This window comes from Mycolicibacterium sp. HS_4_1 (assembly GCF_054515875.1).
The window spans coordinates 2,236,044-2,249,928 of the sequence record NZ_CM137261.1 but is presented as its reverse complement, the minus strand read 5'-3'; the positions used below and the strand labels follow the sequence as shown (position 1 = coordinate 2,249,928).

The 13,885-nt window shown below is 68.0% G+C and carries 14 protein-coding genes; 7 read left to right on the top strand and 7 right to left on the bottom strand.

Annotated features, from left to right (window positions below; all coding sequences use genetic code 11):
* Nucleotides 1–8: 8 nt before the first annotated feature.
* The gene (gene ilvN / locus ACX12F_RS10680) at nt 9–512 is read right to left on the bottom strand and encodes an acetolactate synthase small subunit (RefSeq protein ID WP_459369536.1); all 504 of its coding nucleotides are present in this window, start codon (nt 510–512) and stop codon (nt 9–11) included.
* 6 nt (nt 513–518) lie between these two features.
* Entirely contained in the window at nt 519–2,369 is a 1,851-nt protein-coding gene (locus ACX12F_RS10675) for an acetolactate synthase large subunit (protein WP_459369535.1), read from the bottom strand.
* A gap of 260 nt (nt 2,370–2,629) precedes the next feature.
* Between ACX12F_RS10675 and ACX12F_RS10670 the strand changes: the two genes are divergently transcribed.
* Nucleotides 2,630–3,040, top strand: coding sequence for a PH domain-containing protein (locus tag ACX12F_RS10670; RefSeq protein WP_459369534.1), 411 nt, complete (start codon nt 2,630–2,632; stop codon nt 3,038–3,040).
* Nucleotides 3,041–3,075: 35 nt separating this feature from the next.
* On the opposite strand, the gene ACX12F_RS10665 is transcribed toward ACX12F_RS10670, so the two are convergent.
* Nucleotides 3,076–3,984, bottom strand: coding sequence for a DoxX family protein (locus ACX12F_RS10665; protein WP_459369533.1), 909 nt, complete (start codon nt 3,982–3,984; stop codon nt 3,076–3,078).
* A 139-nt stretch (nt 3,985–4,123) separates the two neighbouring features.
* On the opposite strand from ACX12F_RS10665, the gene ACX12F_RS10660 reads away from it, so the two are divergent.
* Complete coding sequence (locus ACX12F_RS10660; protein ID WP_459369532.1) at nt 4,124–5,299, top strand: PQQ-dependent sugar dehydrogenase; 1,176 nt, start codon at nt 4,124–4,126, stop codon at nt 5,297–5,299.
* 29 nt (nt 5,300–5,328) lie between these two features.
* A complete protein-coding gene (locus tag ACX12F_RS10655; RefSeq protein WP_459369531.1) occupies nt 5,329–6,438 on the top strand; it encodes a hypothetical protein in 1,110 nt (369 codons plus the stop codon).
* On the opposite strand, the gene gatB is transcribed toward ACX12F_RS10655, so the two are convergent.
* On the bottom strand, nt 6,435–7,931 hold the full coding sequence (gene gatB, locus ACX12F_RS10650) for an Asp-tRNA(Asn)/Glu-tRNA(Gln) amidotransferase subunit GatB (RefSeq protein WP_459369530.1): 1,497 nt from the start codon (nt 7,929–7,931) through the stop codon (nt 6,435–6,437). The genes ACX12F_RS10655 and gatB overlap by 4 nt on opposite strands.
* 58 nt (nt 7,932–7,989) lie before the next feature.
* Here gatB and ACX12F_RS10645 point away from each other — a divergent pair, with 58 nt between their 5' ends.
* On the top strand, nt 7,990–8,991 hold the full coding sequence (locus ACX12F_RS10645; RefSeq protein ID WP_459369529.1) for a glycerophosphodiester phosphodiesterase family protein: 1,002 nt from the start codon (nt 7,990–7,992) through the stop codon (nt 8,989–8,991).
* Here ACX12F_RS10645 and ACX12F_RS10640 read toward each other — a convergent pair.
* The 3 genes from ACX12F_RS10640 to gatC form a co-directional block, all read right to left on the bottom strand.
* Nucleotides 8,988–10,019 (bottom strand): ATP-dependent 6-phosphofructokinase, encoded by a 1,032-nt coding sequence (locus ACX12F_RS10640; protein WP_459369528.1) that lies wholly within the window; start codon nt 10,017–10,019, stop codon nt 8,988–8,990. The two genes, ACX12F_RS10645 and ACX12F_RS10640, sit on opposite strands and share 4 nt — an antisense overlap.
* Nucleotides 10,020–10,116: 97 nt before the next feature.
* Entirely contained in the window at nt 10,117–11,601 is a 1,485-nt protein-coding gene (gene gatA, locus ACX12F_RS10635; RefSeq protein WP_459369527.1) for an Asp-tRNA(Asn)/Glu-tRNA(Gln) amidotransferase subunit GatA, read from the bottom strand.
* A complete protein-coding gene (gene gatC, locus ACX12F_RS10630; protein ID WP_459369526.1) occupies nt 11,598–11,897 on the bottom strand; it encodes an Asp-tRNA(Asn)/Glu-tRNA(Gln) amidotransferase subunit GatC in 300 nt (99 codons plus the stop codon). Before gatC ends, gatA begins: the two co-directional genes overlap by 4 nt.
* Nucleotides 11,898–12,071: 174 nt before the next feature.
* Between gatC and ACX12F_RS10625 the strand changes: the two genes are divergently transcribed.
* The 3 genes from ACX12F_RS10625 to ACX12F_RS10615 all read left to right on the top strand — a co-directional run bounded on the left by ACX12F_RS10625 (nt 12,072) and on the right by ACX12F_RS10615 (nt 13,861).
* Nucleotides 12,072–12,737, top strand: coding sequence for an ACT domain-containing protein (locus tag ACX12F_RS10625; protein ID WP_459369525.1), 666 nt, complete (start codon nt 12,072–12,074; stop codon nt 12,735–12,737).
* Nucleotides 12,738–12,827: 90 nt separating this feature from the next.
* On the top strand, nt 12,828–13,439 hold the full coding sequence (locus ACX12F_RS10620) for a DUF4178 domain-containing protein (protein WP_459369524.1): 612 nt from the start codon (nt 12,828–12,830) through the stop codon (nt 13,437–13,439).
* Between the two features lie 5 nt (nt 13,440–13,444).
* Nucleotides 13,445–13,861 carry a DUF4247 domain-containing protein gene (locus tag ACX12F_RS10615; RefSeq protein WP_459369523.1) on the top strand — a complete coding sequence of 139 codons (417 nt, stop codon included), beginning with the start codon at nt 13,445–13,447 and terminating at the stop codon, nt 13,859–13,861.
* Nucleotides 13,862–13,885 lie beyond the last annotated feature (24 nt).

Here is a 13,885-nt window from a genome sequence, read left to right as displayed (position 1 = left end):
CAGCTCGGTTACTTGACCGCGCCGATGCCGCGCGGGCCGCGCGCCAACGAGACCACACCGGACTGCACCAGCTCGCGAATACCATACGGCTCCAGCACTCGCAGCAGTGCTTCGAGCTTCTCCTGGGTGCCGGTGGCCTCGACCGTCAGCGATTCGGTCGACACGTCGACGACCTTCGCGCGGAACAGGTTGACCGCCTCGATCACCTGACCACGGGTGGTGGCGTCGGCGCGCACCTTGATCAGCGCCAGCTCGCGGGAGACGGAGTTGTCCGGCTCCTGCTCGACGATCTTGATGACGTTGATCAGCTTGTTGAGCTGCTTGGTGATCTGCTCGAGCGGCAGGTCCTCGACCGAGACCACGATGGTCATGCGGGACATGTTCTTCTGCTCGGTGGCGCCGACCGCCAGCGACTGGATGTTGAAGCCGCGCCGGGAGAACAGCGCCGCCACGCGGGCGAGTACACCCGGGGTGTCCTCGACCAGGACCGACAATGTGTGGGTAGTCGTCATGGGCGCTTACACCTGATCCTCGTTGTCGAACAGCGGCCGGATATCGCGCGCCGCCATGATCTCGTCATTGCTGGTGCCGGCGGCGACCATCGGCCACACCTGGGCGTCGGCCCCGACGATGAAGTCGATGACGACGGGGCGGTCGTTGATCTCGCGGGCCTGCCGGATGACGTCCTCGACGTCCTCGGCACGCTCACAGCGCAGACCGACGCAACCCAGCGCCTCGGCCAGCATCACGAAGTCCGGGATACGGTGCGAGTGCGTCGACAGGTTGGTGTTCGAGTAGCGCTGGTCGTAGAACAGCGTCTGCCACTGCCGCACCATGCCGAGGTTGCCGTTGTTGATCAGCGCAACCTTGATCGGCGCCCCTTCGAGGGCACAGGTGGCCAGCTCCTGGTTGGTCATCTGGAAGCAGCCGTCACCGTCGATGGCCCACACCTCGGCCTCCGGGCGGGCGAACTTGGCGCCCATCGCGGCCGGGATGGAGAAGCCCATGGTGCCCAGACCGCCCGAGTTCAGCCAGGTCTTCGGGTTCTCGTACTTGATGAACTGCGCGGCCCACATCTGGTGCTGGCCGACGCCCGCGACGTACAACGCGTCCGGTCCGGCGATCTGCCCCAGCTTCTCGATGACGAACTCCGGCGAGAGGCTGCCGTCGCTCTGCGGGCCGTAGCTCAGCGGGTACGTCTCCTTAATGCCGCCCAGGTAGGTCCACCAGTCGGCCAGGTCCAGCGTGTCGGCGGAGACGCCGTCGCGGCGCAGCGCCTCGAGCAGGTCGACGATGACGTTCTTGATGTCACCGACGATCGGCACGTCGGCATGCCGGTTCTTGCCGATCTCGGCGGGGTCGATGTCGGCGTGGATGACCTTGGCATCGGGCGCGAACGACGACAGCTGGCCGGTGACCCGGTCGTCGAAGCGGGTGCCGAGGGCGATCAGCAGGTCGCTCTTCTGCAGTGCGGCCACCGCGGACACCGTGCCGTGCATGCCCGGCATACCCATGTGCTGCGGGTGGCTGTCGGGGAACGCACCGCGCGCCATCAGGGTGGTGACGACGGGGATGCCGGTCAGTTCGGCGAGCTCCAGCAGCTCAGCGGACGCCTCACCGCGGATGACACCACCACCGACGTACAGCACGGGCTTGTGCGACGCGGCGATCAGCTTGGCGGCCTCGCGGACCTGCCGGCTGTGCGGCTTGGTGTTGGGCTTGTAGCCCGGCAGGTCGATGACCGGCGGCCAGCTGAAGGTGCACTGCGCCTGCAGCACGTCTTTCGGGATGTCGACGAGGACGGCGCCGGGACGGCCGGAGGCCGCAATGTGGAACGCCTCGGCGATCACCTTGGCGATGTCGTCGCCGCTGCGGACCAGGAAGTTGTGCTTCGTGATCGGCATGGTGATGCCGGAGATGTCGGCTTCCTGGAACGCGTCGGTGCCGATCAGCCCGCGGCCGACCTGGCCGGTGATCGCGACCACCGGAATCGAGTCCATCTGCGCGTCGGCCAGCGGCGTGACCAGGTTGGTGGCACCCGGGCCCGAGGTGGCCATCATCACGCCGACCTTGCCGGTGGCGTGCGCGTAGCCCGACGCGGCGTGGCCCGCGCCCTGCTCGTGCCGGACCAGGACGTGGCGGACCTTCTTCGAGTCGTACAGCGGGTCGTAGACCGGCAGCACGGCACCGCCGGGGATGCCGAAGATGGTGTCGACGTCGAGTTCCTCGAGCGACCGGACGACGGCCTGCGCACCGGTCATCTGCTGCGGGGCAACGGCTTTGGAAGAACCGTTCACCGTACCGCCGAGGCCACCGGGGCCGTTGGGCTGCTGCGTCGACTCTGGCGGTCGCGTGGTGGGTGCGCTCACTCTTGTCCTCTTGATCGTGTTGCGGTTTTGGCGTTCTCGGGCAAACAAAAAACCCCCGTCAGCGTGGGTGGCTGTACGAGGGTTGCGCGTCGATGCTTGTAGTCGGCTTACTCAGCCTGGTCACGCACCAACGCGCCCAGTTACTACAAGCAATCCCGAGTTCTGCATAAGCAAGGACGGTAGTCCTCGCGGCGCACGCAGGTCAAATCAGATCCCTTGCCGGACACACCCGGCAACCCGCTGACCCGCCGCCTGGGAAGATGGATGACGTGAGCCGCCGAACCGCATCGACCGCAGCCCGACCCCTCGTGATCAAGATTCCGGGGGTCGCCCATCTGGCGGTGGGGTTCTTCGCCATCGGACTGCTGGCCCTGGTGTTCGCCGGACCGGCCTGGTGCGCGGCACTGCTCGTCATCCCGATCCTGTTGTCTGCGATGGTGATTCGCTACCGCACGGTGGCCGACAAGACGGGCGTCACCGCGCGGTCGCTGCTCGGCAGCCGGACTGTGACGTGGCAGGACATCAAGGGCCTGCGCTTCGACGGCTCGAAATGGGCCAAGGCCGAATTGACCGACGGCACCGATCTGCGCCTGCCGGGTGTGACGTTCGCGTCACTGCCGCTGCTGACCTCGGCCAGCGGTGGCGTCGTGCCCAACCCCTACAACGAATGAGCCGGCGCGCTCGATATCGATCGAACGGACGCCGCTCAGTGCAGCGGGTTTGATCCGTTCAGCAGCATCCACACACCGATGCCCGCGCCGATGCCGATCAGCAGGCACAGGAACGACCCGATGAAGGGCCGCCGCGCCCACCCGCGGCCGGCGTCGAAGCCGTAGAGCCCCGGACCGGTCAGGGTCAGCCCCGCCGTCAGCACGATCATCGTGACCAGGTATTCGTGGCCTTCAGGCAGGAAATACGGGAAGTAGCCGTGGACGGGCTGTGCGGCGACCTCCACGGCCAGCGCGTTGACGAGATAACCCAGGGCGACAGCGGCGGCCACCGGCGTGAAAAGCCCCAGCACCAGGAGGACGCCGGCCCCGATCTGTGCTCCGGTGGCGAGGTAGGTCAGTATCCCGGCGTGCTGGAAGCCTGCCGCGGCCAGTGCGTGCTGGTACCCGTTCAGCCCCTGACCGCCCCACCAGCCGAACGCCTTCTGCAGCCCGTGGACCACCAGCCAGGCGCCCAGACCGACACGCAACACCATGAGCCCGAGATCCTGGGAGCCGCGGCGTTTGGCCACGCGCACGCGCGCGTCGGTCTCCGGGTCGGGCTCAATCTCTGCCGGCTCGACGGCTTGTTGCGAGCCCCGTTCGCGGGGTTGGACGTACGGGAGCGGCTCGGGTTCGTGCATGAGATCGAACGCCATCGAGGACGGCGCCCCGGACGACGTCGCCGACGGTGTAGCGGTGACCTCGGTTGCATCGTCGGACGACACGGTGTCGAACCGCGGGATCGCGGTGGTCGCCGCCGTCTCACTGCCATCCGCACCGCCACTGCCGCGATAGGTCGTGATGGGCAGGTCGTCTTCGGGATCGACCAGGCGTGCCGACGCGGGCCTGGCGGCCGACTCATCGGGCCGCCGCCATGCACGCGGGTCATGGGAAGTACTGGTCATAGTTGCCAGGGTAAGTGCAATTGCACTGCTGACCGTGGATTTAAGCGGTGGTTTGACCGGCTTGTTGATGGGATTTGCCCAGTCCGGCGCGCGGCCCCGACGTGGCGAGCACTGTCGAACAGTCCGTAACCTGGCGGGCATGACATTGCGGCGGTCGACGCGGACTGCGCTGACGAGGCCCGAACGCCGGCCGGAGCGTCCCAGCTCCGCACCCGCCCGACGGGTCCTGGCGCTGTGCGCCATCGCTTTGCTGGCGTTGCCCGGCTGCGCCCGTTTCGACTCGGCCGCGTCCGAGCCGTTCACCATCGAGCCCGACCTCGGCGGGGCGCCGAGCTCGACCCCGCCGCCACCGCCCCCGCTGCCGCCGACCCCGTTCCCGAAGGCGTGCCCGGCACCGGCCGTCATGCAGGGCTGCCTGGAGAGCACCAGCGGCCTGATCATGGGCGGCGACAGCAAGACGGCGATCGTCGCCGAGCGCGTCACCGGCGCCGTCAAGGACATCGCTCTGAACGCCGAACCCAAGGTCAAGACCGTGATTCCGGTCGACGCATCGGGCGACGGCGGGCTCATGGACATCGTGCTGTCACCGAGCTACCAGCAGGACCGGCTGATGTACGCGTACATCACAACGCCCACCGACAACCGGGTGGTCCGGATCGCCGACGGCGACGTGCCGAAGCCCATCCTCACCGGCATCCCCAAGGGCCCCACGGGTAACACCGGGGCACTGATCTTCACCAGCCCGACGACCCTCATGGTCCTCACCGGCGACGCCGGCAACCCGGCGGCAGCTGCCGATCCGGCTTCGCTGGCGGGCAAGCTGCTACGCATCGAACAGCCAACGACGGTCGGCCAGGCACCACCGACCACCGCACTGTCTGGAATGGGCGCCGGCGGCTCACTGTGCATCGACGGCGCCAGCGGCGCGCTGTACGTCACCGATCGCACCCCGACCGCCGATCGGCTGCAGAAGATCACCAAGGACTCCAAGGTGTCCACGGTTTGGAGCTGGCCCGACCGCCCCGGCGTCGCCGGCTGTGTGGCGACCGACAACACCGTCATGGTCAATCTGGTCAACACCAAGAAGACGGTGGCGCTGCGGCTGTCGAAGGACACCGGCGCCGTCACCGGCGACCCCGAGGCCCTCCGCACAGACACCCACGGCCACGTCTTCGCGCTGAAGCTCTCCCCCGACGGCAACGTCTGGGGCGCCACCGTGAACAAGACTGCCGGCGACGTGGAGAAGTTCGACGACGTCGTGTTCCCGCTGTTCCCGCAGGGCGGATTCCCGCGTAGCACTGACGACAAGACGTAATTGGCGACCAACGTGCGAGGGATCGCTCGATGATGCGCTCGTGCCCGGCCGACTTCGCTCGGCTGGCCGGCTATCTGGGTTTCGCCTGCGATGACGATTCGTGGGTCAAGCTGCGCAACCCACTGACCCTGACCAACTGGACCATGCCGGTCGTCGAGCTGCTGATGCTGATCGGTGCGGCGCTGGCCTTGGCGTACGCGCTGCGGCGGGTCCGCCGGGATCCGACCGGGATCGCCATCTGGCTGGCATCGGTGGCCTATGCCCTGGTGACCGAACTGCCCCGCCATCCACCGGACATCTTCGCCGGCACCCGGCTCGGGGTCATGTTGGTGCACAACGTGTTCAGCGTGGATTTCGTCGACGGACGGCTGCCGCTGTACATCCTGGCGCTGTATCCGGCGACCATCACCCTGGCCTATGACATCGTCCGCGCCACCGGAGTCTTCGAACGGCGCGGTGCCGTCATCGGCGCCATCTGCGTCGGCTTCGTGCACGGCTGTGTCTACGGCGTGTTCGACCATCTCGGTCCGCAGCTGCGCTGGTGGGTCTGGAACACCGCCAACCCGCTGAATCACCCGACGCTAGGCTGCGTGCCGGTCAGCAGTTGGGTCAGCCTGGCGGTGGTCGGACCCGCGGCGGTCGCGTTCCTGGCGCGGGTACTGGTCGGGCGTCAGGTGGACGCAGGCGAACCTCCCGGGCCGCGGTCGCTGGCCTGGCGCATACCGGTCATCAGCGTGCTGGCCCCCGTCATCATGGGCCTGCTCAGCCTGCCGACATTGCTCTCCGCCCACCACAGCGCGACGCAGTACGCGGTCCTCGGCGTCGAGGTGACGGTGTTCACCCTCGTGGCGGTGCCGGTCCTGATACAGGACTGGCGGATCACGCGGCGCGTCGGCACGCGGCACCCGAGCCCGTACGTTCGCGTGTTCGGCGTGCTCTATCTACTCACCTTCACGGTGCTCTGGCTGGCCGCGCTGCCGGACTTCGCCGGTGCCATTGACGGCGTCACGGGCACCGGCACGCCGACCGGCAATCTGCCCTGCGCCGCGGTGTGTTTCGTGATCGCGGGCTACTGCGTCGCGGGCGTGTCGTCACTGCGTCCGAGGACGACGCCCGCGCCGCAGGAGGCGCTGCACTAACTGCAGGCCGCGATCACCAGTTCGCGGACGCGCGCCGCGTCGGCCTGGCCCTTGGTTGCCTTCATCACCGCACCGACGATTGCGCCCGCGGCCTGGACCTTGCCACCGCGGATCTTCTCGGCGATGTCCGGCTGAGCAGCCAACGCCTCGTCGATGGCCGCCTGGATGAGCGAATCATCGCGCACCACAACCAGTCCGCGGTCGTTCATCACCTGCTCGGGCTCACCCTCGCCGGCCAGCACACCCTCGAGTACCTGACGGGCCAATTTCGCCGTCAACTTCCCTTCTTCAACGAGCTTGACCACCGCGGCGACCTGGGCCGGGGTGATGGCCAGCTCGTCGAGCGTCACCTCTGACTCGTTGGCCTTCTGCACCAGGAAGTTGCCCCACCACGCGCGGGCCGCCTCGCTGGACGCGCCGTGCTCGACGGTCGCCGCGACGAGTTCCACCGCGCCGGCGTTGACGAGGTCGCGCATGACCTCGTCGGAGATGCCCCAGTCGTCCTGAATCCGCTTGCGTACCAACCACGGAAGCTCGGGAATGGTGCCGCGCAGCCGCTCCACCAACTCGGCAGACGGAGCGATGGGCTCCAGGTCCGGCTCCGGGAAGTACCGGTAGTCCTCGGCGGTCTCCTTGCTGCGGCCGGGCGTGGTGTGCCCGTCCTCATGGAAGTGCCGGGTCTCCTGCGTGATGGTGCCGCCGGCTTGCAGCACGGCAGCCTGCCGGCGCATCTCGTAGCGGACCGCGACCTCGACGCTCTTGAGTGAGTTGACGTTCTTGGTCTCAGTACGGGTACCGAACTCCGTGGCGCCCTTGAGCTTGAGCGAGACGTTCGAGTCACACCGCATTGATCCCTGGTCCATGCGCACGTCCGAAACGTCCAAGCCGCGCAACAGATCCCGCAGCGCCGTCACGTAGGCGCGGGCGATCTCCGGGGCACGTTCGCCGGCACCCTCGATGGGCTTGGTGACGATCTCGACGAGCGGCACACCCGCGCGGTTGAAGTCGGCCAGCGAGGTGGTGGCGCCCGCGATGCGGCCGGTGTCACTGCCCAGGTGGGTCAGCTTGCCGGTGTCCTCCTCCATGTGCGCGCGCTCGATCTCGACGCGCCAGGTGCTGCCGTCCTCCAACGGGACATCGAGGTAACCGTTGACGGCGATGGGCTCGTCGTACTGGCTGATCTGGTAGTTCTTCGGCTGGTCCGGGTAGAAGTAGTTCTTCCTCGCGAACCGGCCCCACGGCGCGATGTCGCAGTTCAGCGCCAAGCCGATCCGGATGGCGGACTCCACGGCGGCCCCGTTGACCACCGGCAATGCGCCCGGCAGGCCCAGGCACACCGGGCACACCAACGTGTTCGGCTCGGCGCCGAACCGGTTCGCACAGCCACAGAACATCTTGGTCTCGGTGGACAGCTCGACATGGACTTCCATGCCCATGACGGGCTCGTACGTCGCGAGGACGTCGTCGTAGTCGAGAAGGTCTGCGTCAGCCATGCGTTGAATCCTAGTTGTCGTTCACCGGCCATTTCCTCGGCCCGGTTACCCTCCGCGGATGCTCACATGCATCGGCGCCCTGCTGACCACCTTCGCGCTGACCGCCACGGCTGTCGCTGCGGCCGCCCCCGACGGTTTCGACCTGCAAGCGCACCGCGGCGGCCGGGGCGAGACCACCGAGGAATCGCTACGTGCCTTCACCAAGGCCATCGAACTCGGCGTCACCACATTGGAGCTCGACGTCGTCCTTTCCAAGGACGATGCGCCCATGGTTTGGCACGACCCGACCATCCAGCCCGACAAATGCACCGACACCGGCCCCGCCTTCCGCGGTGACCCGCAGTACCCCTACGTCGGCAAGCTCGTGCACGACCTCACCCGGGCGCAGCTGCACACACTGGACTGCGGCCGGCTGCTCAGCGGATTCCCGGCTGCCGAGGTGGTGACCGGGAACAAGATCGCCACCCTGGATCAGGTCTTCGCGCTCGCCGACTCGCACCACGCCGGCGTCCGGTACAACATCGAGACCAAGATCGAAGCCGACAAGCCCGAATCCTCAGCCACCCCACAACAATTCGTCGACGTCATCCTCGGCACCGTGCGGGCTGCCAACAAGGCCGACAAAGTGGAGATCCAGAGTTTCGACTGGCGCACACTGCCGCTGGTCCGTCGGCAAGAGCCTCGCATCCCGCTGGTGGCGCTGTGGGACGAGACGACCTGGGTCCCGAACTCGGCGTGGACGGCCGACGTGAACCCGGCCGTGGTCACCGATCCCATCACTGGGGCAGCGTCGGCCGGCGCGAACATCTTGTCCCCCGGCTACTCGGTCCCCTACGGGCTGACGCCGAAGGATCCCGGGTTCGCGCTCGTGGCCGACACGGCGTTCATCGACCGCGCACATGCCCTCGGGCTCACGGTGATTCCGTGGACGATCAACGACCCCGACACCATGCGGGCCCAGATCGCCGCCGGCGCCGACGGCATCATCACCGACTACCCGAGCCGACTACGTGCAGTGGAGTCCGAATTGGGTATGCCGCTGCCGCCGGCCTACCGCTAGCCGAAGAATTCCGCGGCGTCGTCGTACCGGGTCTGCGGCACCAGCTTCAGCTGACGTACCGCGTCAGCCAACGGCACCCGGCCGATCTCCTGGCCCCGCAGCGACACCATCATCCCGTACTCCCCCGAGTGCGCGGCGTCGGCGGCGTTGATCCCGAACCGCGTGGCCAGCACCCGGTCATGTGCCGTCGGGATGCCGCCGCGCTGCACGTGGCCGAGCACGGTGGTGCGGACTTCCTTACGGATCCGCTTCTCGATCTCGATCGCCAGTTGCTGGGCGACGCCGGTGAACTTCACATGCCCGAACTCGTCAATTCCGCCGTCGCGCAATTGCATTGACCCCTCGGCCGGCCTCGCCCCTTCGGCGACGACGCAGATGAAGTGCGAATCGCCCCGCACGAAGCGCTGCTTCACCAGTCGGCACACCTCTTCGACATCGAACGGCTGTTCCGGGATCAGGGTCATGTGGGCGCCGGCGGCCATGCCTGCGCCGAGCGCGATCCAGCCGGCATGGCGACCCATCACCTCGACGAGCATCACCCGCTGATGCGATTCGGCGGTGCTGTGCAGCCGGTCGATGGCCTCGGTCGCGATCATCAGCGCGGTGTCGTGGCCGAAAGTGACGTCGGTGCAATCGATGTCGTTGTCGATGGTCTTGGGCACGCCCACGACGGGCACGTTCTCCTCGGCCAGCCAGTGCGCCGCCGTCAGCGTGCCCTCCCCGCCGATCGGGATCAGCACGTCGATGCCGTTGTCCTCGAGCGTCTGCTTGATCTGGTCCAGCCCGGCCCGCAGCTTGTCGGGATTGACCCGCGCGGTACCCAGCATGGTGCCGCCCTTGGCCAGCAGCCGGTCGTTGCGGTCGTCGTTCCTGAGTTGTTCCCGACGGTTCTCCAGCAGGCCGCGCCAGCCGTCGCGGAACCCCACGACCGTCGAGCCGTACCGCACATCGCACGTGCGGACCACCGCCCGAATCACCGCGTTCAAGCCAGGACAGTCACCGCCACCGGTCAGTACGCCTATCCGCATGCCCCCATACTGCCCGCTCGCGCGGTCTCGCTCTCGTCGAACGTGCGGGCCGGTTCGCCAGATCGGCAGATCCGGCGAGCCGCGGGCACGCTCGGCGCTACAGCGCGGTCGGCAGCGCGCCGCGGGCGGCTTCGTAGGCTGCGCCGACGCGGTACAGCCGATCGTCCGCCAGAGCCGGCGCCATGATCTGCAGACCGACCGGCAGGTTGTCGTCGGGTGAGAGGCCTGACGGCACCGACATACCGCAGTGCCCGGCCAGGTTCAGCGGCAGCGTGCACAGGTCGAACAGGTACATCGCCAGCGGGTCGTCGACCTTCTCACCGATGCCGAATGCGGTGGTCGGGGTGGTCGGGGTGACCAGCACGTCGACCTTCTCGTAGGCCCGGTCCAGATCGCGGGCGATCAGGGTGCGCACCCGCTGGGCCTGGTTGTAGTAGGCGTCGTAGTAACCCGACGACAGGGCGTAGGTGCCGATCATGATGCGGCGCTTGACTTCCGGGCCGAAGCCGGCGGCGCGAGTCAGCGCCATGACCTCTTCGGCGCTGCGCGTGCCGTCGTCGCCGACGCGCAGGCCGTAGCGCATCGCATCGAAGCGGGCCAGGTTCGAGGACACCTCGGACGGCAGGATCAGGTAGTAGGCGGCCAGCGAGTAGTCGAAGTGGGGGCAGTCAACCTCTGTGATCTCGGCACCGAGCTCGGTCAGCTGGTCCACCGCGGTGTTGAACGAGGACAGCACTCCGGGTTGGTAGCCCTCTCCGGTGTGCAGCTGCTTGACCACACCGATCCGGACGCCCAACAGGTCACCGGTGGCGCCGGCGCGGGCCGCCCCGACCACGTCGGGCACGGGAGCGTCGACCGAGGTCGAATCACGCGGATCGTGACCGGCGATCACCTGGTGCAGGAGCGCGGTATCCAGCACCGTGCGAGCGCACGGCCCGCCCTGGTCCAGCGACGACGCACAGGCGATCAAGCCGTACCGCGACACCGTCCCGTAGGTGGGCTTGACGCCGACGGTCGCGGTCAGCGCGGCAGGCTGACGGATCGAGCCGCCGGTGTCGGTGCCGATCGCCAGCGGCGCTTGGAACGCCGCGAGCGCCGCGGCGCTACCACCACCGGAACCACCCGGCACGCGGTTGACGTCCCACGGGTTGCGGGTGGGGCCGTAGGCCGAGTTCTCGGTGGACGACCCCATGGCGAACTCGTCCATGTTGGTCTTGCCGAGGATCGGGATTCCGGCCGCGCGCAGCTTGGCGGTCAGAGTCGCGTCGTACGGCGACCGCCAGCCCTCAAGGATCTTCGAGCCGGCCGTGGTCGGCGCGTCGGTCGTGGTGAAAACGTCCTTGAGCGCCAACGGAACTCCGGCAAGCGGCGACGCCAGCGACTCGCCCGCGGCCACCTGCTTGTCGACCGCGGCGGCGGCGGCCAGCGCCGCGTCGGCACCCACATGCAGGAACGCGTGGTAGCGCTCGTCGGTGGCGGCGATCTGGTCCAGGTGCGCCCGCGTGACCTCGGTCGCCGACACGTCGCCCGCAGCGATCTTCTCGCCGAGGGTGGCCGCGTCGAAACGGATCAGGTCGCTCATTCTGCCTCTCCCAAAATGCGCGGCACGGCGAACCGGCCTTCTTCGGCCCGCGGCGCTTCAGCCAGCGCCTGGTCCTGCGCGAGGCTCGCCACCTCGACGTCCGGCCGCGTGATATTGACCTCTTTGAGAGGGTTACCGGTCGCCTCGATCCCCGTGACGTCGACGGCCTGAATCTTGCCGACGTGCGCCAGGATGGCATCGAGCTGGCCTGCGAAACTGTCCAGCTCACCGTCGGTCAGGGCGAGCCGGGCCAGATTCGCCAGATGGGCGACATCGTCCCGGGAAATCTTCGACACAGCGAAACAGCCTAGTGGGGGCCGGGGCGACCGCAGCCACGGGGAATGCATCTGGGGCGAGCGCAGCGACGGGGGAATGTATCTGGGGCGAGTGCAGCGACGGGGAATGTATCCGTGACGCGCACCGCACCCGCCCGTCCTGCCGTAGCCACGACGCTGTGCCACAGTTGTGGCGTGTCCTCCTATCTGCTGCGGGTCCAGCTCGAAGACCGCCCCGGTAGCCTCGGCTCGCTGGCGGTGGCTCTCGGCTCGGTGGGCGCCGACATCCTGTCGCTCGACGTTGTCGAGCGCGGTCCGGGCTACGCCATCGACGACCTGGTGGTCCAGCTGCCACTCGGGTCCATGCCCGACACCTTGATCACCGCCGCCGAGACCCTCAAGGGCGTGTACGTAGACAGCATCCGGCCCCACACCGGGCTGCTCGAGGCCCATCGCGAACTGGAATTGATCGACCATGTGGCCGCCGCCAAGGGCAAGGCCGCGCGCCTGCAGGTGCTGGCCGACGAAGCACCGCGGGTACTGCGGGTCGGCTGGTGCGTCGTGGTGACCGGCGGTAAGGAAGGTGTGCTGCCCCACCGCATCACCGGCAGCCCCGGCGCGCCCGAGACGCTCGCCGACTCGGCGCCGTGGCTGCCGCTGGAACACGCTGCCGCCCTGGACGCCACCGGTGACTGGGTGCCGCAGTTCTGGCGGGACATCGACACCACCCTGGCTGCAGCGCCGCTGGGTGACCCGCACACCGCGATCATGCTCGGGCGCCCAGGCGGACCGGCCTTCCGGCCGTCGGAGGTCGCCCGGCTCGGCTACCTCGCGGGCATCGTCGCGACCATCGTGCGCTAGCTGATCGCTCTCAGCCACTTCACCTGCGGGAATACGGTTCCTACAGCGCCGAAACTGCTAGCGTGAGCCGACATCTCGCTGGAGGCGCACGTGAGCACATTTCTGATCGTCATCGGTGTCCTGCTGATGATCGCGGCCATCGTCGTGGTGGTGCTCGCCTTCACCCGGGCCAAGAAGCCCGAGAAGCCCGGCGCCCGCCAGGACCCGCTCAAATCCGGCGAGATGCCGGTGTTCGGCCCCAAGCAGCTGGGCCCCGGCGCAATCGTCAGCTATGGCGGCGTCGACTACGTCGTGCGGGGCTCGGTGACCTACCGCGAAGGGCCGTTCGTCTGGTGGGAGCATCTGTTGGAAGGCGTTCAGGGCGAACCGATCTGGTTCAGCGTCGAGGAGGACGAGGGACGTCTGGAACTCGCGTTCTGGACCAAGCGGCCCGACTTGCTCTTGCAGCCCGGCGGCCCCCACACCGTCGACGGCGGGCAGTACAGCGAGGTCGAGCGCGGCACCGCGCGATACGCCTGCGAGGGCACGACGGGCCTGCCGGCGCAGGGCGAGATGAACTATGTCGACTACGCCACCGCGAGCCGGGCCGCCCTGCTGAGTTTCGAGCAGTGGTCACCGAATTCACCGTGGGAGGTGTCGACCGGCAAGGTCATGTCGCCCGGTGAGCTCACGGTGTACCCGGCTCCCCCCGCGGGTTCGTAGGCGCCATGACCCGGGGCAAGATGCTGATCCTCGCCGGAGTGCTCGCGGTCGCATCGGTGATCTGCCTGGCGATCGGCATCAGCACGGGCCGCACGATCCAGTCGTACGTCAAAGACCACTATCAGCACGTCGGTCACAACACCTACCGGTGCAACGGGTCGGCGAGCGCTGTCGCCGACGACCTGGCCCGGGCCCACCAGCCGCAGGCGCGCGCCACCGACAGCGGCAACTATTACCTGCGGTACAGCGACTCCATCGCGATCGTCGGGCCCGGCTCAGGTCAGTCGTGCTCCATCCGGCTGGAGAGCCTGAATTCCGGATACAACCACGGCAGCTACTTCTTTCTGGGCCCTGGCTTCAGTCCGGGTTCGCCGTCGCACAGTTCCGGCGGCAGCTCGGGCGGACCGGGCGGCGTCAAGTGATGCATCAGGCAACCAAATGAAACC